Annotated in this window: 27 protein-coding genes; 11 read left to right on the top strand and 16 right to left on the bottom strand. The window is 39.0% G+C overall.

Annotated features, from left to right (window positions below; all coding sequences use genetic code 11):
* Positions 1–123: 123 nt before the first annotated feature.
* Positions 124–1,161 (bottom strand): lysophospholipid acyltransferase family protein, encoded by a 1,038-nt coding sequence (locus tag HYG79_RS13250; RefSeq protein ID WP_179242549.1) that lies wholly within the window; start codon positions 1,159–1,161, stop codon positions 124–126.
* Positions 1,162–1,308: 147 nt separating this feature from the next.
* On the opposite strand from HYG79_RS13250, the gene HYG79_RS13245 reads away from it, so the two are divergent.
* From HYG79_RS13245 to HYG79_RS13235, 3 genes are read left to right on the top strand one after another with little or no spacing between them, the layout of a single operon-like run.
* Positions 1,309–1,869 (top strand): thioredoxin family protein, encoded by a 561-nt coding sequence (locus HYG79_RS13245; RefSeq protein ID WP_179242548.1) that lies wholly within the window; start codon positions 1,309–1,311, stop codon positions 1,867–1,869.
* 45 nt (positions 1,870–1,914) lie between these two features.
* Complete coding sequence (locus HYG79_RS13240) at positions 1,915–2,235, top strand: cupin domain-containing protein (protein WP_179242547.1); 321 nt, start codon at positions 1,915–1,917, stop codon at positions 2,233–2,235.
* Positions 2,236–2,241: 6 nt separating this feature from the next.
* The gene (locus tag HYG79_RS13235; RefSeq protein ID WP_179242546.1) at positions 2,242–2,769 is read left to right on the top strand and encodes a GNAT family N-acetyltransferase; all 528 of its coding nucleotides are present in this window, start codon (positions 2,242–2,244) and stop codon (positions 2,767–2,769) included.
* On the opposite strand, the gene HYG79_RS13230 is transcribed toward HYG79_RS13235, so the two are convergent.
* The gene (locus tag HYG79_RS13230; protein WP_179242545.1) at positions 2,766–3,305 is read right to left on the bottom strand and encodes a YfiT family bacillithiol transferase; all 540 of its coding nucleotides are present in this window, start codon (positions 3,303–3,305) and stop codon (positions 2,766–2,768) included. The genes HYG79_RS13235 and HYG79_RS13230 overlap by 4 nt on opposite strands.
* A gap of 106 nt (positions 3,306–3,411) precedes the next feature.
* On the opposite strand from HYG79_RS13230, the gene HYG79_RS13225 reads away from it, so the two are divergent.
* Both HYG79_RS13225 and HYG79_RS13220 read left to right on the top strand, forming a co-directional pair.
* Positions 3,412–4,050 carry a peroxiredoxin gene (locus HYG79_RS13225; RefSeq protein ID WP_179242544.1) on the top strand — a complete coding sequence of 213 codons (639 nt, stop codon included), beginning with the start codon at positions 3,412–3,414 and terminating at the stop codon, positions 4,048–4,050.
* A 108-nt stretch (positions 4,051–4,158) separates the two neighbouring features.
* A complete protein-coding gene (locus HYG79_RS13220; protein ID WP_013304911.1) occupies positions 4,159–4,353 on the top strand; it encodes a cold-shock protein in 195 nt (64 codons plus the stop codon).
* Positions 4,354–4,810: 457 nt separating this feature from the next.
* Here HYG79_RS13220 and HYG79_RS13215 read toward each other — a convergent pair whose 3' ends face one another.
* The 3 genes from HYG79_RS13215 to HYG79_RS13205 all read right to left on the bottom strand — a co-directional run bounded on the left by HYG79_RS13215 (position 4,811) and on the right by HYG79_RS13205 (position 8,097).
* The gene (locus HYG79_RS13215; protein ID WP_179242543.1) at positions 4,811–5,743 is read right to left on the bottom strand and encodes a peptidylprolyl isomerase; all 933 of its coding nucleotides are present in this window, start codon (positions 5,741–5,743) and stop codon (positions 4,811–4,813) included.
* A gap of 87 nt (positions 5,744–5,830) precedes the next feature.
* The gene (locus HYG79_RS13210) at positions 5,831–7,222 is read right to left on the bottom strand and encodes a M20/M25/M40 family metallo-hydrolase (RefSeq protein WP_179242542.1); all 1,392 of its coding nucleotides are present in this window, start codon (positions 7,220–7,222) and stop codon (positions 5,831–5,833) included.
* Positions 7,219–8,097: a PPK2 family polyphosphate kinase gene (locus HYG79_RS13205; protein WP_179243564.1), complete on the bottom strand. Its 879-nt coding sequence runs from the start codon at positions 8,095–8,097 to the stop codon at positions 7,219–7,221. The genes HYG79_RS13210 and HYG79_RS13205 overlap by 4 nt, the downstream gene beginning before the upstream one ends.
* A gap of 202 nt (positions 8,098–8,299) precedes the next feature.
* On the opposite strand from HYG79_RS13205, the gene HYG79_RS13200 reads away from it, so the two are divergent.
* The gene (locus HYG79_RS13200; protein ID WP_179242541.1) at positions 8,300–8,989 is read left to right on the top strand and encodes a hypothetical protein; all 690 of its coding nucleotides are present in this window, start codon (positions 8,300–8,302) and stop codon (positions 8,987–8,989) included.
* 25 nt (positions 8,990–9,014) lie between these two features.
* On the opposite strand, the gene HYG79_RS13195 is transcribed toward HYG79_RS13200, so the two are convergent.
* From HYG79_RS13195 to HYG79_RS13155, 9 genes are all read right to left on the bottom strand, one after another.
* Positions 9,015–10,178, bottom strand: coding sequence for a sigma-54-dependent transcriptional regulator (locus HYG79_RS13195; RefSeq protein ID WP_179242540.1), 1,164 nt, complete (start codon positions 10,176–10,178; stop codon positions 9,015–9,017).
* Positions 10,179–10,190: 12 nt separating this feature from the next.
* Positions 10,191–11,078, bottom strand: a complete 888-nt coding sequence (locus HYG79_RS13190) for a mechanosensitive ion channel family protein (RefSeq protein ID WP_179242539.1) — start codon at positions 11,076–11,078, stop codon at positions 10,191–10,193.
* A gap of 4 nt (positions 11,079–11,082) precedes the next feature.
* On the bottom strand, positions 11,083–12,411 hold the full coding sequence (locus HYG79_RS13185; protein WP_179242538.1) for an ABC transporter permease: 1,329 nt from the start codon (positions 12,409–12,411) through the stop codon (positions 11,083–11,085).
* Positions 12,408–13,337 (bottom strand): ABC transporter ATP-binding protein, encoded by a 930-nt coding sequence (locus HYG79_RS13180; protein ID WP_179242537.1) that lies wholly within the window; start codon positions 13,335–13,337, stop codon positions 12,408–12,410. Before HYG79_RS13180 ends, HYG79_RS13185 begins: the two co-directional genes overlap by 4 nt.
* A gap of 185 nt (positions 13,338–13,522) precedes the next feature.
* The gene (dnaJ, locus tag HYG79_RS13175) at positions 13,523–14,647 is read right to left on the bottom strand and encodes a molecular chaperone DnaJ (RefSeq protein WP_179242536.1); all 1,125 of its coding nucleotides are present in this window, start codon (positions 14,645–14,647) and stop codon (positions 13,523–13,525) included.
* A 9-nt stretch (positions 14,648–14,656) separates the two neighbouring features.
* Positions 14,657–15,229, bottom strand: coding sequence for a nucleotide exchange factor GrpE (locus HYG79_RS13170; RefSeq protein ID WP_179242535.1), 573 nt, complete (start codon positions 15,227–15,229; stop codon positions 14,657–14,659).
* A gap of 134 nt (positions 15,230–15,363) precedes the next feature.
* Positions 15,364–16,338 carry a TIGR01777 family oxidoreductase gene (locus HYG79_RS13165; RefSeq protein WP_179242534.1) on the bottom strand — a complete coding sequence of 325 codons (975 nt, stop codon included), beginning with the start codon at positions 16,336–16,338 and terminating at the stop codon, positions 15,364–15,366.
* A 102-nt stretch (positions 16,339–16,440) separates the two neighbouring features.
* Complete coding sequence (gene mnmD / locus HYG79_RS13160; protein WP_179242533.1) at positions 16,441–17,103, bottom strand: tRNA (5-methylaminomethyl-2-thiouridine)(34)-methyltransferase MnmD; 663 nt, start codon at positions 17,101–17,103, stop codon at positions 16,441–16,443.
* Between the two features lie 212 nt (positions 17,104–17,315).
* A complete protein-coding gene (locus tag HYG79_RS13155) occupies positions 17,316–17,819 on the bottom strand; it encodes a DUF4920 domain-containing protein (RefSeq protein WP_179242532.1) in 504 nt (167 codons plus the stop codon).
* A 107-nt stretch (positions 17,820–17,926) separates the two neighbouring features.
* Between HYG79_RS13155 and HYG79_RS13150 the strand changes: the two genes are divergently transcribed.
* Positions 17,927–18,991: a branched-chain amino acid aminotransferase gene (locus tag HYG79_RS13150; RefSeq protein ID WP_179242531.1), complete on the top strand. Its 1,065-nt coding sequence runs from the start codon at positions 17,927–17,929 to the stop codon at positions 18,989–18,991.
* Between the two features lie 49 nt (positions 18,992–19,040).
* Here the strand turns inward: HYG79_RS13150 and HYG79_RS13145 are convergent, their stop codons facing one another.
* Positions 19,041–19,427 carry a pyrophosphohydrolase domain-containing protein gene (locus HYG79_RS13145; protein WP_179242530.1) on the bottom strand — a complete coding sequence of 129 codons (387 nt, stop codon included), beginning with the start codon at positions 19,425–19,427 and terminating at the stop codon, positions 19,041–19,043.
* Positions 19,428–19,968: 541 nt separating this feature from the next.
* Here HYG79_RS13145 and crcB point away from each other — a divergent pair.
* The 4 genes from crcB to HYG79_RS13125 all read left to right on the top strand — a co-directional run bounded on the left by crcB (position 19,969) and on the right by HYG79_RS13125 (position 23,446).
* A complete protein-coding gene (gene crcB / locus HYG79_RS13140) occupies positions 19,969–20,340 on the top strand; it encodes a fluoride efflux transporter CrcB (protein ID WP_179242529.1) in 372 nt (123 codons plus the stop codon).
* Positions 20,341–20,633: 293 nt separating this feature from the next.
* Positions 20,634–20,972: a P-II family nitrogen regulator gene (locus tag HYG79_RS13135; protein WP_179242528.1), complete on the top strand. Its 339-nt coding sequence runs from the start codon at positions 20,634–20,636 to the stop codon at positions 20,970–20,972.
* Between the two features lie 28 nt (positions 20,973–21,000).
* The gene (locus HYG79_RS13130; protein WP_179242527.1) at positions 21,001–22,305 is read left to right on the top strand and encodes an ammonium transporter; all 1,305 of its coding nucleotides are present in this window, start codon (positions 21,001–21,003) and stop codon (positions 22,303–22,305) included.
* Between the two features lie 100 nt (positions 22,306–22,405).
* Entirely contained in the window at positions 22,406–23,446 is a 1,041-nt protein-coding gene (locus HYG79_RS13125) for an outer membrane beta-barrel protein (RefSeq protein ID WP_179242526.1), read from the top strand.
* 49 nt (positions 23,447–23,495) lie between these two features.
* Here the strand turns inward: HYG79_RS13125 and HYG79_RS13120 are convergent, their stop codons facing one another.
* Entirely contained in the window at positions 23,496–24,137 is a 642-nt protein-coding gene (locus tag HYG79_RS13120) for a DUF1684 domain-containing protein (RefSeq protein WP_179242525.1), read from the bottom strand.
* Positions 24,138–24,159: the final 22 nt, after the last annotated feature.

Raw genomic sequence — 24,159 nt, 5'->3', positions numbered from 1 at the left:
GTGACAAGCCCGAACATTTGTTTCAAAATGAGTTGGATAACAAAAGTTTTGTGCCACTTTGTAGTTTTATTGACACTTTGATCATGCTAATTCAAAAGGTTGGTTAAAAAATGACCGGATATTTCAATATTTAAATTTCACATACCCCCAATTAAACATAAAAAGTACTAACACAAACATTGCAGCAATCATATACCCGAAGGCTAAACCAAAAAAAATAAGTAATAGCGTACAATATAAAGGATAGAACAGCAAAAAATAACCAAACCGGAACGTGCTCCTAAACTCGTCTTCAGGTACCTTAGGCAATACTACATGTTTCCATAACAATAGTACGGGGAAATTCAATACCCAAAATAGGGGTTTACCGATATTAATTTTTCTTTTTTGAGATGTGGACAGGGCAACTTTTTTTAGTTCTATATCCTGTAAAAGTCTATTTGTGGTCGTTGGGTCTAAATAATCCGGTTCTAAGGCATCCAAGACCGCTATTGTTTTTTCGTAATCATGGGCGTGAATATGGGTGGTCAATTGTTGCAAATCATCACTTACCATTTTTTTTAATCTGGCGGTGCTACGAAAGGCACTATTTATATCATATTCTTTTTGGACCGAAATCGGTTTGCCATAGTACACAGCAACACTATCCGGAAAAACCTTGGCATCTTTATAATTGAACCCAATAGGGATCAGTTGAATATCCAAATTTGGTTCTTGCACCAATGCTGTGTGTAATATTCGAACAAAACCTTTGCTCAACGGGCGAACCCTTCTTTGCAGATTATGGTTGGCTTCCGGAAAAACGACCAGAGTTTTGTTCTTTTTCAGTAACTCGGAGCACCTATCAAAAATTGCATGATTATTGGCCAATGCATCCTTACCGTCACGAATACGATAAATGGGCAGCATTCGGAGAAAACTAAAAACACGTTTTAGCGCTCTGCTCTTAAAAACATCCGAACGGGTCAAAAAATAAGGCTTTCTTCGGTTATGGGTTACGATCAAAAGGGCATCCAAAAGAGCATTCTGATGGTTAGGTACAAAAAGGACCGGTTTGTCCCTTGGAATGTTTTGCAGGCCATTGATCTTGATTTTTGTAAAATAGAGACGTAAGGCGCATCGTATAATTAATCGTAGTACGGCATATGATATTTTACTCAAATCAATTTTCCTTCAATTATGATGAAGATAAGACATCCACCTTAAAAATACGACAATCATTTTCATAGGTTATCTAGTCTACAAAAAATACCGCAAAGCAACGACCAACAAAATAAATACACTTAACTTTAAGCTAAAATTTGAGAAATGGCAAGAACGGAAAGCAATATGTTGGCACTGGGAACGGTTGCCCCGGATTTTAACATACTGGACACAGTAACGGATAAAACAGTGAACCTACATGCGCTTACAGGAAAAAAGGGAACGCTGATCATGTTCATTTGCAATCACTGCCCATTTGTGGTGCATGTAAATCCCGAAATTTCAAAAATGGCAAAAACATACCAACCCAAGGGTATTGGTTTTGTGGCCATTTCAAGCAACGATGTTGAAAATTATCCCCAAGATGGCCCAAAATACATGAAATTAAAAGCCAAAGCAGAGGATTATACGTTTCCTTATCTGTACGATGAGACTCAGGCAGTGGCAAAAGCCTATGATGCGGCCTGCACGCCTGATTTTTATTTGTTCGATTCCGATTTAAAATTAGTGTACCGTGGACAACTGGATGATTCCAGACCCGGGAATGGAAAACCTTTGACAGGGAAGGATTTACGTGACGCTATGGATAATCTATTGGATGGTAAAGAAATAGCCAAAAACCAAAAACCCAGTATAGGATGTAATATCAAATGGGTTGACCAATAATCAAATCAAAAAAATCACTACTTACCCAAAAAGTAAAAACCGATTATGAAAATTGATAGTAAAGATGCTATGGCCCTACTTGCCAAGACCAACTCACCGTTTTTGAACCTCTTTGAACATGGTAGTTTATCGGTCGAGATATACCAACCAGAAAAGATAGATCTACAACAGCCCCACACTAGGGATGAAGTATATGTTATTGTGTCCGGTAGCGGCGAATTTTTGAATGGAGGTACTCGAACCTCGTTCAAGGCAGGGGATTTTCTTTTTGTCCCTGCCGGTGTTGAACATCGGTTTGAGAATTTTACGAACGATTTTTCCACATGGGTGCTATTTTACGGTCCGGAAGGAGGGGAAAAAGTATAGGTTTCAATGAAGAACATTATACACTTTGAGCCACTTACCGTTGATAACTATCCAACCTATATTAATGTGGGCGCAAAAGCATACAACGACCATTATTTACACCTTTGGCCCAATGGCGACTCTTCTCCTTACATTTTAACCAGTTTCACGCAGGCTGTTTTGCAACAGGAAGAAAAAGATGAAAACACCATACTATTTATCATACACTATGGTAAAAAACCGGTCGGAATACTAAAGATCACCTTAAACAAACCCTTGAAAAACTACACTGCCAAAGATTCGTTATACATAGATAAAATTTATATTCTCAAAGAATTTACAGGAAAAGGCATTGGGAAAAAGGCAATACAATTTCTCACGCTAAGGGCCAACAAACTGCATAAAACCATACTTTGGTTAGATACCATGCAAAAGGGGCCCGCTTTGAAATTTTACTTAAAAAACGGATTTGAAATATTTGATAAAACAAAAATACCTTTCGAAAATGTCATTGAACCGGAGAAAGCTATGTACATTATGGTAAAAACCATCTAAAGCCATCCTTGTCGCTTTAGCAAACCTTCAATATGGGCATAATGATGGCTACCATGCCATGCATATTTGGCAATATTTTCCTCAAGGGCAACCATGCTGTTATCTTCTGGATGAATATAAAATAATTTCATATCGCTCTTGGAAAGCCCCTTCAACAAGTACACTAATTTTGCATGCAACACCTTTAAGTAATTCAATGACAATTGTATGGGAGCGGTTTTTGCATCAAAAAGATCGCTCCAATTTTTTTCTCGATACGCTTTGATTACAGGTTTATCTTCTGTCAAAGCCCATTTAAACCTAGTATAACTATGGTGGTGGCTATCCGCTATGTGGTGTATCACTTGTCTAACGGTCCATCCACCCGGTCTATATGCCGTATCCAACTGTTCAGCATTTAAGTTTTTGACCAGTCGCTCCAAGCGCTCGGGTAAATCTTCCAGCATCGCTATCCAATCTTTCACTTGAACATCGGTAATAGCACCGGGGCGCTTAAAACGACCTATGGGATATTGTAAACTCTCCATACTTTCCATAAATTAAAAATAAGAAACTTTAATAGATTTTTAACCAAAAAGATATGCTCCCAATATATTAATCTACTAATTTTATAGGATAATTAATTTCATTAAAAAAAAGACAATGGCAACAATACGTTTAGGCGATAAGGCTCCGGATTTTACAGCAGACAGCTCAATGGGCAGCATTAATTTATATGATTATTTAGGCGACGGATGGGGAATCCTGTTCTCACATCCTGCAGATTTTACTCCGGTTTGTACCACTGAACTGGGTACGGCAGCAAAATTTAAGGACGAGTTTGATAAACGCAATGTAAAAATGTTGGCATTGAGTGTTGACGGAGCTGCATCACATGCCGAATGGATAAAAGATATCAATGAAGTTCAGCAAACCACGGTAAACTTCCCTATTATAGCCGATGAGGACAAAAAAGTTTCTGATCTGTATGATATGATTCACCCCAATGCAGACAACAACCTTACGGTACGTTCAGTATTTATTATAGCTCCAGACAAGACTGTAAAATTAATCCTTACCTACCCCGCATCTACGGGACGTAATTTTTACGAACTCCTGCGTGTTATAGATTCCTTACAATTAACGGCCTATCATAAAGTGGCCACTCCCGCCAATTGGGAAAACGGTCAGGATGTCGTGGTAAGTCCGGCAATATCAACTTCAGAGGCTAAAGAAATGTTTGATAAAGGTGTTGACGAAATAAAGCCTTATTTGCGAATGACACCAGATCCAACACTTTAACAATTATATCTTTCTTTCATAGATTGTAATATAATTATCAAAAAATCATATAGTTAAACAATTAAAGAGTATCTTTGCAGCTTAATTTAATATTTTAATTTTTTTATTATGAGTAAAGGAACAGTAAAATTCTTCAATGATTCCAAAGGTTATGGTTTTATCACTGAAGATGGTTCGAACGAAGATCACTTTGTACACATTTCCGGTTTAATCGACGAAGTACGAGAAGGTGACGTTGTAGAATTTGAACTACAACAAGGTAAAAAAGGATTGAACGCCGTTAATGTGAAAGTAGTAGACTAGGTAACGATTTAATTTTTTTGATACAGAGCCCGCTCAAATGAGCGGGCTTTTTTATGGTATTATATTTTTTGTTGAACTTTCACGCAACCTTTTGCACAATACCGTCTCTAAAGATTAAACAGTTTTATTTGCCCCGTTTAACACAAATCTTTTATGACTACTTTCTTTGGGATTCTATTCATACTATTGTTTATTAATGCCTTACTTTTGGCGGTTAGCCTTAATCAAGCCAAAAAACGTTAAAAAAGTAGGGTATTTTCCGTTTGGGCTGTTCTGTCATAAAGAGCTTTGCTCTTTGGACTTAATACCATGCACATGACCACATTTTTGACCATATTATTGGTTCTTATATTTATAAATCTGTTCATACTGGTCGCCAGTTTATACGGCAGTAAAGGCAAAACATAAAAAAAGCCCTAAAAGGGCTTTATATCTTTATGTAGGTTTTATACGATATTTACTTCACGTTCATCAGTTCAACGTCAAATATCAATACGGCATTTGGTGGGATCACTCCTCCTGCTCCAGCACTACCATATGCTAAATGTGAAGGTATCACAAACCTAGCCTTATCCCCTACTTGTAGCAGACTTATACCTTCGTCCCAGCCCGGGATTACTTGACCTGCCCCTAATTGAAAATCGATAGGCTCTTTTCTTTTGTAGGAAGAATCAAATACCTGCCCGTTGGTCAAAGAACCTTCATAATGTACCGATACCGTTTGGCCTTTCTCGGCCTTTGGCCCATTCCCCTTTTGAATGATATTGTATCGCAATCCGCTACTGGTCCTATCAAAACCTGCGGCCAACTCTTCCAAGGCGGCTTCCGCATTTTTCTTTTCTTCTGCCAATCTTTTTTCCCGTGAACCTTCAAAGGTTCTAAAAGCCTCAACGGCATTCCAGTTTTCTGCATCGGCACCTACACGTACGATCTCCAAACTTTCAATACCATCACCTTGTGCTATTTCATCTACAACTTCTTGACCGTGTTCTACGTGGCCAAAAACCGTATGCTTATTATCTAGCCAAGGGGTAGCTATATGTGTAATGAAAAATTGACTCCCGTTTGTTCCAGGGCCGGCATTGGCCATAGATAACACTCCAGGGGCATCATGGGTAAGCTCTGGGTGAAATTCATCATCAAACTTATACCCTGCATCACCTGTACCGGTGCCTAAAGGGCAACCACCTTGTATCATAAAGTCAGGTATAACCCTATGAAATTTCAATCCATCATAATAGGGGGTGCCTTGTGGCTTAACACTGTTTTCGAGGTTACCTTCTGCCAAAGCGACAAAGTTACCCACCGTTCCCGGCGTTTTATCATGGGTAAGTTTTACTAAGATTTCTCCTTTTGTCGTATTGAATTTTGCGTAAATTCCGTCTTGCATTTTGCTCTATTTTAATGAGCCGCAAAGGTACTTAAAAAGTGAGGAGTAACGAAGTTATCCAAATTTAGTTTCCCAATAAACTTCGTTCTATTTTTTTATAGTTCCGTATTTATCAAAAAGATAAATTAAGCTGGCCATGGTAGCACCACCAAGCTCAAGCTCTCTTTTGTTGATATGTTCAAAAGTGTCGTTCTCCGCATGGTGATGGTCAAAGTAACGCTGGGAATCTGGTCTAAGTCCGGCCAAAACTATATCATCGTTATTGTTCTTTAACGGATTGATGTCAGCACCACCATAACCTTCAACGAAGACATGAATTAAGTAAGGTTCAAAAAGTGTAGCCCAATTTTTGGCCATATTTATATTATCCTCGGATGCATTAAAGGAAAAACCTCTAGGCGTAAACCCACCCGCATCGCTTTCCAGTGCAAAAACATGGCTTTCGTTTTTGTTTTTTGCCACTGCGGCGTATTCTTTTCCGCCTCGTAAACCATTCTCCTCGTTCATGAAAAGTACAACCCTAATAGTCCTTTTTGGTGTATAGCCCGTTTCCTTTAACAAACGAAGAGCTTCCATACTTTGTACACAACCCGCACCATCGTCGTGTGCGCCATCACCCAGGTCCCATGAGTCCAAATGCCCACCAACGACCATAATTTCGTTAGGGAACGTACTTCCCTTGATTTCTGCAATAACATTATAGGATTTTACATCATCAAGCTGTTTACAATTTTGTTTAAAGTAAAATTGAATGTTAGGGTTAAGCTTTAAGGTAGTACTCAATAATTCCGCTCCATTTGTACTAATGGCAGCGGCAGGTATTCTGTTTTCACTTGGTGTATCGCCATACCCCATTGCACCTGTGTGCGGGTAATCGTCCAAACGTAAATTCATGGAGCGGACAATAACGCCCACAGCCCCATATTTTCCTGCTTCAGCTGCACCTTGACCCCGTTGGTCAACACATCCCGAATAAGCGGCAAAAGTACTGATCAAGTCGGCTTGCATGGGCCGGTTAAAGAACACTATCTTACCTTTTAGCTTGGCCTCGCCCAAAGATTCAAGCTCCTCTATGCTTTGAACCTCAACAACATTTGCTTTTATACCGCCTGGAGGGGTAGCTACCGAACCGCCCAAAGCGCAAATGGGCACATTGGTCGTAATACCAGGCTTACTCTCTATATAAGCGAATTCCGGAATGCCACGAACCCATTTGGGTACCATAACGGGCTGTAACCAAACCTTATCAAAACCAAGGGAGTCTAACTGGGATTTGGTATAATCTACAGCTTGCTCCGCTTGAACGGAGCCAGATAACCGTCCGCCGATTTGGTTGGACAAGTGGTTCAACCAATCATACGATTTGCCTTGGGTCAAGGCCAGATCATAAATCGACTTTATTTGTTGCTCATCGGATTTTTGAGAGAATAACGATGTAACGCACAAGAATGCCACAACGTATAGTTTGCTTGATTTCATTCGCTTTGTAATTGGTTTTTGTATTGCTCTAAATTAGCCTTTATTTTTTCATCCAACTCTGGTTCGGTAATATCTTTGTATTTTTTTAATTCTTGCAACAATATATTGGCAAATATTACCCGAGCCGCCTTTTTATTGTCCGCAGGGATGATAAACCATGGGGCGTGCGGCTTTGTAGTTTTGGAAATGGCCTCTTGATAACATTGCATATACGAATCCCATAACTTGCGTTCCTTGAGGTCCCCTGGGGAAAACTTCCAGTTTTTTCGCTTTAGCTCCAACCGCCGGAGCAACCTTTGCCTTTGCTCTTCTTTGGAAAGATGTAAAAAGAATTTGAAGATGATAGTACCGTTCTCTGAGATATGACGCTCAAAAGCATTGATCTGTTCAAAACGTTTGTCCCAAAAATTTTGATTTATATCAGCTACATCATGCACACCGGGAATATGTTCGCCCAAAATATATTCGGGATGTACCCTGGTCACCAAAACATTCTCATAGTGGGTTCTATTAAAAACGCCAAATTTTCCTTTGGCCGGTAAGGCGATATAATGCCTCCATATATAATCGTGCTTTAGCTCCAGTTCGGTCGGCACTTTAAAACTGTGAACTACAACCCCTCTTACATTAAAATCCTTGAAAACTTCTCTTATTAGGCTATCCTTGCCCGAAGTATCCATACCCTGAATACAAATAAGTACACTGTATTTACCATGTGCGTAAAGCGTATCTTGAAAGTCGCCCAGTACCTTGCGAACGGTTTTCAATTGTTTTTTTAAATCCTTATCCGATTTTTTAAAATCTTCATAGGTGCCATAATCGGATAAGTTTAGTCCCGATGTGGCTTTGTATGTTTTGATATCGATTTCATCCATAGGTTCAAGATAAAATATTTTCCTATTAAACAGTATACTATTCATCGGAAAAAAAGGGCTTTGAGCCGTAATCCCACAGCCAACAGAATACCATATCTTTTTTAACCGTAGTTTGTCGAAAAAATAGCACTTACAGATAACAACTACTTAACTTTATACTTGTAATGTACTTATACATTACGCACCCAACATCTTATTAAACATGAAAACCATATTCTGCACGCTCTGCGTATTGGCTTTTTTTTCGCTTACTTCATTTTCTTTGAGCGAGGCTTGTGAATATGCAGGTTCCAACATTGGTTTTATCACTTCCCAAACGGAGAAGGCCATTGATGCAAAAGACCATCAAATCTCAAGATACCATACATTCAAGGCGCTTAACGCTATCGAAAAGTCCAGAAAACAGTTCGAGGCCTGCGGATGCGACTACGCTTTGGACAATATCAACGAAAGTTTGGACAATCTAAAAAAAGCTACGAGAACATCAACTCTCAGCGGTAGTAGAATTCTTTTGAAAAGAGCTCTAGAGTATGCACTGGGCAGTCTTGAAGCTATAGAAAAACATGATTTGCATGACAGTAAATATGGAAGTGATGTATTGGTCATGAACACCACCGGTCTAGAAATAAAGGAAAAAAATAGGATAAAACCTTCAAGCCAGGCATTTTACAAGAAAATAGATGAATCTTTAATTGACTTTGACAATTCATTGAACCACCTAATCATGTCATTGGACTGTAATGAAGCGAAAGCCTATTGCACGAAAGTTTATGAAAATTGTGAGCAAAAACTTTTACTGCCCGATTTAAGCGAGGGCAAAAAATACTATAATCTAAAGACCAAGGAGATAGTCGCAAGAGCCATCAAAAAATTAGAGGAAAAATGCGATTGAATCGTATTTGAATAAATATCCTCTTTTATTTGCTGGCAAAAAGTTTTACATCATCTTCGGAAACTTCAGCCCCTCCCAATATGATAAGACGCTCCACAACGTTTCTCAGTTCCCTTATATTTCCCGTCCAATCATATCCTTTCAATAAATCAATAGCTTTATTGGAAAATGTTTTGGTAGTATTACCCTGTTCGGATGCAATTTTTTTGGAAAAATGTTCAATCAATATAGGAATATCGTCCCTGCGGTCGTTCAAAGCGGGTACTTTTATCAAGATTACGGCTAACCTGTGATATAGATCTTCCCGAAAACGGCCTTCTTCGATTTCCTTTTTCAAATTTTTATTCGTGGCGGCCAATACGCGTACATCAACTTTAATATCCTTATCGGTACCTACCCTGGAAATTTTGTTTTCCTGTAAGGCACGCAACACTTTAGCCTGCGCCGACAGGCTCATATCCCCTATTTCATCCAAGAAAATAGTACCTTTATTAGCAGCCTCAAATTTACCCGCCCTATCTTTTACCGCAGATGTAAACGCTCCTTTTACGTGACCAAAAAGCTCACTTTCTATTAGTTCCGACGGGATTGCGGCACAGTTGACTTCAATAAAGGGTGCCGAACTACGTTGACTTTTTTCATGCACCCAATGTGCCACCAATTCTTTCCCGGTACCGTTGCCGCCCGTAATCAGTACCCGGGCATCGGTCGGGGCGACTTTTTCTATAATTTCCTTAATGGAGTTTATGGCATCGCTCTCCCCTACCATTTCGTAATTTTTACTTACTTTTTTTTTGAGAATCTTGTTTTCTACCACTAGCTCTTTTCTATCCAACGCATTTCTGACCGTGGTAAGCAATCTATTTAAATCGGGTGGTTTTGATATATAATCAAAAGCTCCCAATCGCATTGTGTTAACGGCCGTATCTAAATCGCCATGACCGGAAATCATTATAAAAGGTATCTCCGGTTTTAATTTTTTTACAGCTTCGAGAACCTCGACACCATCCATTTTTGGCATTTTTATGTCACAAAGTACCAAATCAAAATCATCTTTTTTAAGGATTTCAAGACCTTTTAGACCGTCTTCCGCTTCTTCTACAGAATAGGTATCACTTTCTTCAGATAAAATTTTGACCAAGACTCTACGTATGGCCGCTTCATCTTCTACTACCAATATTTTAGACATGCTGTATATTTTTTATTTTGTGTTGTAAATATGTACATCGCGCTGCGGAAACGGAATCGTAATGTTGTTCTCCCTAAATTTTGCATCAATGGCATAACGTATCGCGCTTTTGACCCTCGGATCCGAAAAACTGTCGGTAATGAAAAAGTTTACCGAAAACAACAGGGCAGAATCCCCAAAATCCTCAAACAGAACAAATGGTTTTGGGTTTTTTAAAACTCCTTTTTGATGAGTTACTACATCCATCAGTATCTCGGTCACTAAATCTACGTTGCTCCCATAGGCTACACCTACCGCGACCCTTTCTCGTGTTGTCTTATGATTTTGGGTATAATTAAATACCAAATCACTGATGAACTTATGGTTGGGAATGATAATAACCTTATCGTCCCTGGTTATCGCCCGCGTTGTTCTGAGCTTTATTTCAAAAACCTTACCAACTTTACCGTTTACCTCTACGATATCACCAACACTTAAAGTTTTGTCGACTATGATAATAATGCCACCAATAATATCCTGAAACAATTCTTGCAAAGCAAGACCCAGACCAACAAATAGTGCCGCAGATGCCGTGAGCAAGATCGTGATATCAATACCTGCCGCGCTCATGGTTACCAATATGGCAGCTAAATAAGCAACATAACGTATAAATTTAAATACACTTATGAACTTTAGCTTGTCCTCGGAATCCATCTTTCTCGTGAAAAGATGCCTTAACCATTTTAAGACAAAACTGGTCATTATAAAAGCTGCCGCCAATAAAAGCAGAAGACCAATAGTGATATGGATGGATTTTTCACCTTCGCCCCAGTGAAAGCCCAATTCTAAAAAATCCTTTATTGAACCCCAAATATCCTCTTTTATGATTTCCTCGACTTTGCTTTGATCTTCCTGTACCATATTATCAATACTTTAACCATTTGTACAGTTCCTTATAACTTGGTTTTTTACCGTACATCAAAATCCCCACACGATATATTTTGGCTGCCAACCAAACGATCCCCATAAAGGTAATCATCAATAAAAAAATCGAAGTAGCTAATTGCCATACCGGTACACCACCATCACCAATGCCTCCCGGCAAACGCATGAGCATTACAATAGGAGAGGTCAAAGGAAACAACGAAAAGCCTACGGCAATAGGTCCGTGCGGGTTGCTAAAAACCGAAAAGAAGCCAACATATATGGCTAACATCAATGGCAATATGATAGGAAATATAAATTGTTGCGTATCCGTTTCATTGTCTACGGATGCCCCTATTGCGGCATAAATAGAGCTATAAATTAAGTAGCCCAATACGAAATACACAAGAAAAAAACTTATCAGCATAAACCAAGGAAGGTTGAACAAATCCTGTCCTATGGTCAACATTGCTTGATTCTGCGAAAGAACCGAAGCATTCATACCGCCGGGAATACTCGACCCTTTGGCCAACATTTGGGTATCGATATCAAAAACCAATAAAGCGATAAAGAGCAGTGCAGATGCGGATACTATCCAAATAGCGAATTGGGTTATACCGGCCAACGATGTGCCGATAATTTTTCCTAGCATGAGCTGAAAGGGTTTTACCGAAGAAATGATGACTTCGATAATTCTACTGGTTTTTTCCTCGATAACGCTACGCATTACAAAACCACCATATATAATAATGAACATCATGATAAGATAACCAAAACCACCACCGATTATGGCTTTTACTTCATTGATGCTTTTTAAGTTTTCCTGCCCGTCAAAAGTGGCGGTTCGCATATCAAAATCTGCATCTACATTAGCAAAATCACTGGAAGAAACCCCCAGTTTTTGAAGCCTGTGCTGTCTTAGCCGATCTTCAAAGATATCCTCAAGACCATTTAAAACAGATGAGCTTGGGGCATCTTTCGTGTAGAAATATGCGTTTTTGACGACCTCTTCCAAATTAATGCGAGAAGGTATGTACAGTAGGCCATAATACCCCATACCGATTACCGAATCTTTGGCCTGTTCCAAAGAAATATCTTTAAAATCAACGTATGAAGTACTTTCGGTGGCAACAAATTCATTGGAGAAATAATCGCTTTGGTTCAACACTCCCAGAACTCTTTTTTCACTATCGTTGACCTTGGTCAAAAATGCTATAAGCACTACCATACCCACCATGAGTATGGGGCTCAAAAAAGTCATGATTACAAATGATTTGTTGCGTACCTTGGCCAAATACTCTCGTTTTATGATCAACACCAACTTTTTCATTTACGCCTGTTTTGTATGGTTTGAATAAAAATATCGTTGGCACTAGGGATGGTCTCCTCAAAATGGTTGATGTTGCCCTTCTCGGATAAATAACCCAAAAATTCCTTGGTTTGGGATGAAGGCAACTGAACGGAAACATCCAATTGCATATCGGGTTTGTTGTCTTTTGAAGAAAGAATTTGAAATTTACCGTTGAGCTCATTCAAGAGTGCTTCACCATTAGGTGCTTCAATACCTACGTTAAAAATATTGTTTTTGTAGGCCTTCTTTATGTCCGACAACTTACCGTCCAGTATTTTTTCGGATTCATGGATCAAAGCAATGTATTCACATAGTTCCTCTACAGATTCCATCCTGTGGGTAGAAAAAATAATCGAAGTACCGTTCGCCTTCAGTTTTAAAATTTCATCTTTGATAATATTGGCATTAATAGGGTCAAAGCCACTAAATGGCTCATCAAAAATCAACAATTTTGGCTCGTGCAATACGGTAACTATAAATTGGATTTTCTGGGCCATACCTTTGGAAAGTTCTTGTACTTTTTTACCCCACCAATCACCGATTCCGAATTTATCAAACCAAAATTTCAATCTTTTCTTTGCCTCAGCTTTTTCTATGCCTTTTAGCTGTGCCAAATACAAGGCTTGTTCGCCTACTTTCATACTTTTGTAGAGTCCTCTTTCCTCGGGTAAATACCCTATCATACTTATATGTTGGGGCTTTAGAGGTTCTCCGTCAAAATAAACGGCACCTTCGTCCGGAAAGGTGATCTGATTTATGATTCTGATCAATGTGGTCTTACCTGCACCATTGGGGCCCAATAGCCCATAAATGCTATTTTTAGGTATTTCCAACGAAACATTGTTGAGTGCAACATGTTCCCCATATTTCTTGGTAACGTTTTCTGCGACCAGAACTGTATTCATGTAAGCGATTTTATCAAAGATATGTAAATACGGTAAAAGAGATTTTGATTTTGGGTTAAAAACAAAACCCACCCTTAATGAGATTAAGGATGGGAAAAAAATTGCTATGAAAAAGAAAATTAGTAATAGTTTCCTATTACTAAATCAAATATACGTTTTTTATTTAAAATTGAAATCAAATAACGTTACGAGAACATATCTTTAACTTTTTCAAAGAACGATTTGTCGGATTTTTCTGGTTTTGGTTCAAAATTCTCGGTCTTTTGCATACGCTCAAAAAATTCGCGCTGCTCTTTGTTGAGCTCCTTGGGCGTCCAAACGTTAACATGTACCAAAAGATCACCCGCACCATACCCGTTCAAACTCGAAATACCTTTTCCTCTCAATCTCAATATTTTTCCTGATTGAATTCCAGGTTCCAATTTGATACGCACCTTACCACTTACCGAATCAATTTCCTTGGAAGTACCCAAAACAGCTTCAGAAATACTTATATACAAATCATAATGTAGATTGTCACCTTCTCTTTTTAAGGTTTCGTGATCTTTGGTTTCAATGGCTACCAACAAATCACCGGGCACCCCATTACCTGGAGCCTCGTTACCTTTATTTGGAACTTTGAGTTGCATACCTCCCTCAACACCTGCGGGTATTTTGATGGAAACCGTTTCCTCAGCGACCTTTAAACCCTGAGCATCCGCATCGCTGGGGCGTTTGTCCAAAATTTGACCGCTACCGCCACAGGTATTGCAGGGTGCTGCGGTTTGCATTCTACCTAAAATCGTATTCTGTATTTTGGTGACCTGCCCTTGGCCATTACACGTTGAACAGGTTTTATAGGTAACACCGCTGGCTTGAACTTTTCTGCGGACCTTTACTTTTTTTTCTACACCGTTGGCAATTTCCTCTAACGTGAGCTTGACCCTAATTCTAAGGTTGCTGCCCTTAACACGTCTTTGGCCACCCCCAAAGCCGCCAAAACCACTAAAACCGCCACCACCACCAAAAGCACTACCAAAGATATCCCCGAACTGACTAAAGATATCATCCATATTCATACCTCCCCCAGCACCGCCAAAACCACCACCTTCAAAAGCGGCATGGCCATACTGATCATATCGTGCCTTTTTATCGGGGTCGCTCAACACCTCGTAGGCCTCGGCAGCTTTTTTGAACATCTCCTCTGCCTTGGCATCCCCGGGATTTTTATCCGGGTGAAATTCTATTGCCTTTTTACGGTACGCCTTCTTTATTTCAGCGGCACTGGCACTTTTTGAGATGCCCAATATTTCATAAAAATCCTGCTTCATGTCGTATTTTTAATTCCCAACTACTACTTTGGGATGGCGTATTATTCTATCTCCTAACTTAAATCCTTTTTCGATTACGTCAACAATCTTTCCTTTCATTTTTTTGCTAGGAGCGGGAATTTGTGTTATGGCATCGTGTACTTCGGCATCAAAAACATCACCGGCCTTCGCCTTTACTTCCTCAAGCCCCTTGGCCTTTAGGGTCTCTTTGAACTTGTTCTGTATCAATTCAACCCCTTTGAACATTTCTTTATCCTTAGATTTGGAAATTTCCTTGAGGGCCCTGTCAAAATCATCCATAACGGGAAGTAACGATACAATAACCTCTTGACCTGCCGTCTTAAAGAGCTCCATACGCTCCTTGGAGGTTCGCTTTTTATAATTTTCAAACTCAGCGAAGAGGCGCAAGAACTTATCTTTTTCTTTTCCTAAATCTTCTCGCAACTGCTCTTCGACCGATACTTCCTCAACGGATTCTCCATTAGCTTCGGAAACTTGGTCTTCGGTCAAATTTTCTTCGTTGTTTATTTGAGTTTCGGAAGTTTTTTCATCTATCTCTTCCGTATTATTTTTTTTGCTCATTATTCAAATCGATTTAATATCCCATTTAAGATGGCAAAAGTACTGCCATTTCTTTAAAAATGTCAAAATGTCATCAAACAAAAACATCCGCTTAATGCGGATGTTGTGATGCTATTTATTGTGCGAACGTTAAATCATACAAACTCGTTGTCATAAGTCTTTCTTTGTGCAGGTGCTTTTTCTTCCTTTTGATAAAGATTTTCCAAAGCCCTACATACATTCATATAGTTGAATGTAAAACCTTCTTCTTCCAACTTTTTGCAACTTACACGCTGGCTTGCAAATAAAATATAGGACATTTCGCCTAAAATCAATTTCATCATAAATTTTGGAACGTTCGGCAGAATAAGGGGTCGATCCAGCACCTTAGCGATTTCCTTGGTAAGTTTATCATTTGTGACGGGGTTTGGCCCTACACCGTTATATGTTCCCTGTAATTTGTTCGAAATCACGAACATAAACGCCCGTGCCAAATCGTTTAAATGCACCCAAGATTGCCATTGGTCGCCTGAACCGAAAGCGGCACCCACATAGTTTTTAATCGGCTTCGCCATTTCAGGTAGGGCCCCGCCATTGGTCGACAGAACCAATCCTATCCTGATTTTGGCAACGCTGAAATCAAAATCATTGAATGTGTCGATTTCCTTTTCCCAAGCTTCGACGACATCCCCTAAAAAACTATTGTCTACAGCGGTTTCTTCCTCGGTATAATAATTTACCAATGAATTAGGGTAAATACCTATGGCAGAAGCAGAAACAAAAGATTTAATGTTATCGGAACCTGTTTTCTTTACGCCATGATACAATGTTCTAAGACTATTTATCCTACTTGATAGGACTTTTTGCTTGTAACTATCCGTCCACCTTTTTGAGATACTGGCCCCGGCCAAATTGATGATGGCTGTTATGCCTTCGAAACAATTGAGGTCTATTTCATTTGCATCCGGATTCCAATAAAATCCTTTGTATGAATCTTTTGATACTATTTTTTCTTTGCTCGTAGTCAAATAATGAACCGTAAAGTTTTGCTGTTGACAAAGCTTCACGATTTCGGAACCTACAAGTCCGGTAGCTCCGGTTATCAATATTTTTTGACGTTCCTTTTTCATATATGAAACAAATATATAAGAAGCAAACGGAGTGCGCTAAAGGTTTAATTTGGATTTAACAGTATTGTTTAACCTTTTGACAGTATGCAACTTAGTCAATAGTTAAATTTTTCTCGCCCTCAACATTTCCCGTTTCCCAGGGGGACCGGGCAAACGTTCTACCGTAAAACCTACGCACTGCATGGCTCGCCTTACGCTGCCTTTGGCAGAATATGTGACCAAAATGCCACCTTTTTTGAGCGCATTGAACATTTTTTCAAAAATGACCGCTGTCCATAATTCTGGTTGAACACGAGCGCCAAAAGCATCAAAATATATTAGGTCGAACCTATTTTCATCGGCGATACGTAAAAAATCTTTTTGCTGTTTTAGAAGTTTGAATTTCTTTGAGATATGCACTGTTTCTTCCCAATTTGATGCATGCATTTTTTCAAAACCATTTGAGTGCGATTCGGCCTCTAATCGGGATATATAATCCAACTCCTGTATTTCCTCACTTGAAACGGGATAAGCCTCGACACCTGTATACGTAACGTCCAAGTTCAATCTTTCGGACATTATCCAAGTAATCAATGCATTGAGTCCCGTACCAAAACCTATCTCCAAAATTGCGATGTCGCTGTTTGTAAAACAGTTAAGCCCATGGTCTATAAAAACATGATAGGCCTCTTGTACCGCACCATGAACAGAGTGGTACTGTTCGTTCCAATCTTGAATCTGGATGGTTTTTGAACCATCGCCCGTGGTTATGATTTTACGTTTCAATTATTTGAACGATTATATTGGATGATAACTAAGCTTGCATGGTATATTCGAAAGGTTTTATCTATTTGAAAATCAATCGTCAACCCATAAAGCTTAGCTGAAGTGCAAACCTCATCGAAAACTATCTTGACTGGTAACACAATTATCTTAAACCGGTCATTAAGCGGTCATCAATAAAAATTTGAATGTATTCTCTTCTAAAGTTAGATATGCTATTCTTTCAAAATAACACCGCTTGCCAAAAAGCTGAACGTTTTTTTAGGGGCATTGATTTTCTCAAGCTCGTTTTCAGATGCTCCAGCATCTTCAGCGTAATGCCTTTGATCAGCAACGCTCATTTCGTTCACGAAAGCCTTGCCATTTACGACCACATCCCTGCCCGATATATCCATCGGCACAAAAAAGCCATAATCTTTAAATCGTACCATCGCCTCCTTACCGTCCTGTAACTCCAATTTCATCCAACAGCCTTTAGATTGGCACACCTCTTTGACCTTGGCCGTAAAATTGGTATCAAGCGTGTCCGATACTTTTAAACCATCATACTGTTTCGACATAGTAGAGGCGTTCATGGCTTTGGTCACGGTAAACTTTTCTCCAAATACCTTGTATTCAGCATCCTTAGCTGCTTTGTCCCAATCTTTTTTATCGATTTCCTGTCCGTAACCAATAAAACATACCAATAAAAGCACAAGTAAAATGTTAAAACGTTTCATAATTCTCAAAAATTTAATTCGCATGTCAAAATTGACGATTTTTAAATGAAAAAAGAAGTAGCGGTAGTCATAATTCATTAATTTTAACTTTTAAACTTTTTTCGAAAATGAACGATACGGCCCAAAAAATTACGGTTGAAAAAGCGCAGACGTCTAAAATAGACCAGGTAGATTTTGACAATCTATCCTTTGGTAGCGTTTTTACCGACCACATGTTGGTTTGTGATTACAAGAACGGTGCTTGGGAAACACCAAAAATAATTCCTTACCAGCCGATTACTCTTGAACCTTCCTCTAAAATATTCCATTATGGGCAATCAATCTTTGAAGGTATGAAAGCTTATAAGGATGCTGCTGGCGATACTTGGCTATTTAGACCTTTCGACAACCATAAGCGGTTTAATATATCAGCAAAAAGAATGTCGATTCCCGAAATTCCCGAAGAATATTTTATTGAAGGACTAAAAACCCTTTTACGATTGGAAAAAGATTGGATTCCACAATCCGAAGGAAGTTCACTGTATATAAGACCGTTTATGTTCGCATCTGGAAAAGGTTTTCACGCCTCCCCAGCAGACGAATACAAGTTTATGATATGCTTGGCACCGTCTGGCGCATATTTTTCTGGAAAGGTAAAAGTATTGATAGAGCAAACCTATTCACGCTCGGCCAACGGTGGTGTTGGCTATGCAAAAGCGGGGGGGAATTACGCAGGACAGTTTTACCCGACCCAGCTTGCCGTAAAAAAAGGATATAACCAAGTGATTTGGACAGATGACAATACCCATGAATATATCGAGGAAGCAGGAGCCATGAATATTTTTGTGAGAATCAAAGACACATTGATCACCGGACCAACAAGTGATAGGATATTGGACGGTATCACCAGAAAAAGTATCATTGAAATCGCAAAAGATGAAGGCATACCGGTAGAAGTACGTAAAATTACCGTTACCGAGGTCGTTGATGCAGCAAAAAACGGAAGCTTAAAAGAAATGTTCGGTGCTGGTACCGCAGCTGTAGTCTCCCCAATCGCTGCGTTTGGATATAATGATACCGATTACGATTTGCCCGAACTGCCCAACAGCTATGCCCGCAGAATGAAAGAGCGCATCATTGACATACAATATAACAAGGCAGAGGATATTTTTGGTTGGCGCCATAAAGTATAAAAATACATTATTAGGACAAATGACAGAGTGCGGCAATCGCCGCACTCTGTCATTTGTCCAAAATAGACTTTATATTGGGCTTAAAGTAATTGGGACCTTTGAGTACTTTACCATCTTCTCGATAAATAGGTTTGCCATCATCTCCCAACTTACTCATATTGCTACGTTGTATTTCTTCGAAAACCTCCTCAATCTTATGTTGCATACCGTGCTCCAGGATAGTACCGCATAAAATATACAGCATATCGCCCAATGCATCAGCCACTTCAACAATATCGTCATTTTCGGCAGCCTCAAGGTACTCCTTGTTCTCCTCGTCCATCAGGTTAAAGCGAAGCATATTTTTCTTTTGGCCCAAATCGGCTTTTGGAATTTTGGACACGCCCAAACCAAAAGATATATGAAAACGTTCAACTGCTGTAATCTTACTTTTCATTTATACGATTTATTTAGATTATTTTTGTTCAAAAATAAACAATATGTTTAGTACGGGACAATGGATTTTTGCTGGCCTTTTTGTTATAGTTTTTGCTTTTATTGTAACGCTTTCCTATAAGAAAGATAAAAATTTGCATCAAAAAAATTACAAAGGTGTCAAATGGGTTGGTACTTTCTTTATTGCTTTCATAATTATTCTTTTCGCCATTAAATATCTTTCCAAAAATTAACACAAAACCTGCATTAACCACAAAAATTAACACTTTCACAACAATTAAGGCGTTTTACTCGTATACTATAAGAAAAGACGTACTTTTGCGTTATAAAGTATAGAAATACCGATTAAATGATAACTTTTTTTACCATTTTTTTAGTTTTAGTAGCCTTAAATGTAGTCCTTTTGGTTTTTAGCATTCGTGGTAACAGCCAAAAATCTTCAACAAAAACTTACACTGCTACTAAATCTTCCTCATCAAAGGTTTACCCTTTACTGACGCCCAACAAATACAAAAAAGCAATTTAGTTTATACCTTTAGGGTATGAAACAAGCTTTACTTGTATTTATAGGTGGTGGTTTAGGTAGTTTTCTTCGCTTCCTTATCAGCAAAACATTCAACCCCTATTTTCAACATTTTTTTCTGGGCACTTTTATGGTAAACATATTGGGTTGCTTGATAATAGGTATTCTTTTGGGCTTTTCCACAAAAGGTAATTTTTTGAGCCAAAACCAACTTTTATTATTGTCCACAGGTTTTTGTGGTGGCTTTACCACTTTTTCCACTTTTGCCTTTGAAAAACATTCGTTATTAAGGGCCGGTGAACTTTTCTCTTTTTCATTATACACTATATCAAGTATTGTTGTGGGTATTCTTGCGATTTCTGTAGGGCTTTGGATTTCAAAAATGTTATAAAAATAGCATCTCACATCGTATTCATTATAATTTTCCCTTTTCGGTGAAATAATTGTTTTTTTTAACAATACCTGCTTCATTCTAACACTTAGACCTTCTCTTTATTGTTTTTGACCCTATGATATGCTCTTTTAAATATCGTATACATAATATTTTACTATATATTTTGTATACCCATAAATTTATGGGGGTCAAAATCATATAATAATAAAAATACAAGGCACACCCCTATCATATTTAAGGGTGTTAATTTTTTTAACATATATTTGGACGATCAACAATAAACTATACAAATGAAAAAAATTGAGGCAATCATTAGAAAGTCCAAATTTGATGACGTCAAGAAAGCGTTGCATCAAATAGAGGTAAACTTTTTTAGCTACTGGGACGTTACCGGAGTCGGTAATGAGAAACAAGGTCATGTATATCGTGGCATTTCTTACAGCACTACGGATATCCAAAGAAGATATCTATCCATCGTAGTATCCGATGAATTTTTGGAAAGGACCGTAAACACGATTTTGGAATCCGCTTATTCTGGAAATGTAGGTGATGGAAAAATTTTCGTTTCCGATATCATCGAAGCTTACAGAATACGAACTAAAGAAAGCGGACAAGCTGGAATCAATTAAACCAACAACTAACTAAACAAAATATATTATGGAAGGATTATTGACTACGAACAATGTTTGGATGATGTTATGTACCGCTTTGGTATTCTTCATGCACATGGGTTTCTCATTTTTGGAGATCGGCCTTACCAGACAAAAAAATACAATAAACATTTTATTCAAAAACGTTTTTATAATATGTGTAGGCCTACTGCTCTATTATATCGGGGGATTTAATTTAATGTACCCAGGGTTTGGAGAAGGTGAGATGGGTATTTTAAAATTTGCCGGATTTGGCATTGAAGCCCCATTAAATACCGAGGGTACTTTAGATTTGGCATACAGTGGCGGATACACCTATTGGACTGACTTTCTTTTTCAGGGAATGTTTGCCGCTACCGCTGCTACAATAGTCTCCGGAGCCGTGGCCGAACGAATCAAGATCGGGCCGTTCATGATTTTTACCATAGTCTACGTAGGGCTCATTTATCCTATCGTAGGTTCGTGGCAGTGGGGCGTAGGATTCTTAAACGTATTGGGCAACACACAGGCAGAAGCCGATTTGATACGAACAGCTGCTGAAACTGCACCAGATGCAAAAGGGTTTCATGATTTTGCAGGATCTACCTTGGTACATTCCGTTGGTGGCTGGGCAGCCTTGATCGCTGTATACCTATTGGGACCACGTATTGGTAAATTTGGAGAGGACGGCAAGCCTAAAGCCATTCCCGGTCACAACATTCCGTTGGCCGCAGGCGGAGTACTAATACTATGGTTAGGCTGGTTTGGCTTTAACGGTGGTTCTGTGCTTTCGGCCGACCCGGCCGGCACCTCATTGGTATTGGTCACAACATGCTTGGCCGCAGCGGCCGGTGGTGTTGGGGCATTTATTTTTTCAACGTTACTTTACAAAAATCTGGACCTTACCATGTTCTTAAACGGTATTTTAGGGGGATTGGTAGGTATCACGGCCGGGGCCGATCTAATGTCTCCTTTTGAGTCGATCATTATTGGGCTTCTAGCTGGTGCCATTATAGTTTTAGCGGTTGCCCTAATCGATAAAATTAAACTTGACGATCCCGTTGGCGCCATTGCCGTTCACTTAGTTTGTGGTATTTGGGGAACGTTGGCCGTTGGAATATTTGGCGTAAAGGCAGGCGGCGATCAATTTCTTTATCAATTGGCAGGGGTTGGCGCAACGGCAACATTTTGCTCAATATCTGCTTTTATCATCATCTTCGCACTTAAGAAAACAGTAGGTATTCGGGTTTCCAAAGAAGAGGAGCTTGACGGTCTGGACATTCACGAACACGGTATGGATGCATATGCCGATTTTAGAATGAACCAACATTAAAAAGGAAACGGAGCGTTTGGCAGAACGCTCCGTTATGTAACCTTTCACTATTCAAAAAAATCAATCAAACTATCCCAAAGGGATACTAAAATCTATTCTTATGAAGATTACAAAAACAAATTTCGTAAAAAATCTATTATTATTGGCTTTTACAATAACAACAGCAGTTTCTTATGCGCAAGAGGATGAAGTAAAAGAAAAAAAGCTTTCTATCAGCGGTAGTGTAGATGCGTATTTTAGAACAAATCTGAACTCATCTGACAGGCCTATTTTTGGCGATGAAGGAAACTCATTTCAAAACCCTGGAACTTCTTTTGCCGGTGCCACCGGGTTTGCTTTGGGTTTTGCAAATTTGATAGCAAGCTATGAGGGAGAAAAAACGGGTGCCGTTGCAGATTTGGTCTATGGCCCAAGGGCATTGGAAGCCGCTGGGGGCGATGCGGGGATATTTGTGAACCAATTATACGCTTACTGGAACATTTCTGAAAAAACGACCCTTACCGCGGGTAGATTCAACACGTATTTAGGCTATGAAGTAATTGCCCCTGCAGCCAATTTTAATTATAGTACATCATATTTGTTTTCAAGCGGTCCTTTTTCCCACGTAGGCTTGAAAGCCGACTTTGCACTATCAGATGATTTTAGCCTAATGTTGGCGGTAATGAACGTAACCGATGAAAACTTTAACCTTACCGGGGAATATGCCTTAGGGGCACAACTTGGGTATTCAGGACAATTTTTGAACTTTTACTATGACGGAAACGCTAAATTAGGTTTTGAGATTGACTATACCGGTGGGTTTGACCTGTCCGAAGATTTCTTTTTGGGAATTAATGCAGCTTATGCAGATAATGACGGTGCTGGCTTCGCTGGAGCGGCTTTGTATCCGCAATATGCCACTTCAGATAATTTTACATTAGGTCTAAGAGCCGAATATTTTACACCTTTTGATGGTATTGATGGCACCGATGACGAAAGTGTTATTGCAGCTACATTAACAGGAAGCTATACCATAGAAAATTTGATAATTAAGCCAGAGATACGTTTAGATTCTTGGAGCGACGAACGCTTTCTTGATAACGATCTCGAAGCGACAAAGAGCCTATCGTCTTTCTTGATAGCCGCCATTTACTCGTTCTGATATATTTTTGTTCCCTATATCTTAAAATCCCGGCATAACTACCGGGATTTTACTTTTTAAATGTTTTTACCCCTGCCAAAATTTTTGTGTTCAACGTATTCACGGTAGGAACGATCGGGCATGAGTATTTTTTATTGTATGCACAATAAGGATTGTAGGCCTTATTGAAATCTATGACTATAGTATCATTATTGGGTATGGTCAAATCTATATACCTACCGCCGGCATAGGTTTCTTTTCCGTTCGTATCATCTAAGAAGGGCAAGAACAAATAATTTTCATACTCCTCTTCCTTAATCAATTCGGGACTTTGATAAATTTCCAATTTGTATTTATCTCCCATTAATTCAAATGTAGCGATGCCGTACACCACTTCTTCAGATTGTCTCTCGGTCGTAGTGGGCATCATGAACGGTAAAGCATTTGGTGTTCTTTCGAACTTTGCGAGCACTCTAAAAGTTGTGTCTGGCGGGAAAAAATCCAGGCTTTCAAAATTTTTTCTGTACCTATCGGGCAATGGTGATGTGTTCGGGTTTTTGAATTCTTCATTCAGGTTATCCTGAAATTGTTTTATTTCCGATAGGGCATTGGTACTTTGCAGGGCTATTTCTTCCTTTTTTTCATCATGATATTTTTTTTCGGTCTTACAACCAAAAATCATCAAACCAAAAAAAACAAAAATATACTTCATAGTCATATACTTTGAGTTCAAA

Source organism: Costertonia aggregata (assembly GCF_013402795.1).
Lineage (GTDB): Bacteria > Bacteroidota > Bacteroidia > Flavobacteriales > Flavobacteriaceae > Costertonia > Costertonia aggregata.
This window is presented reverse-complemented; position numbering and strand designations above follow the sequence as displayed.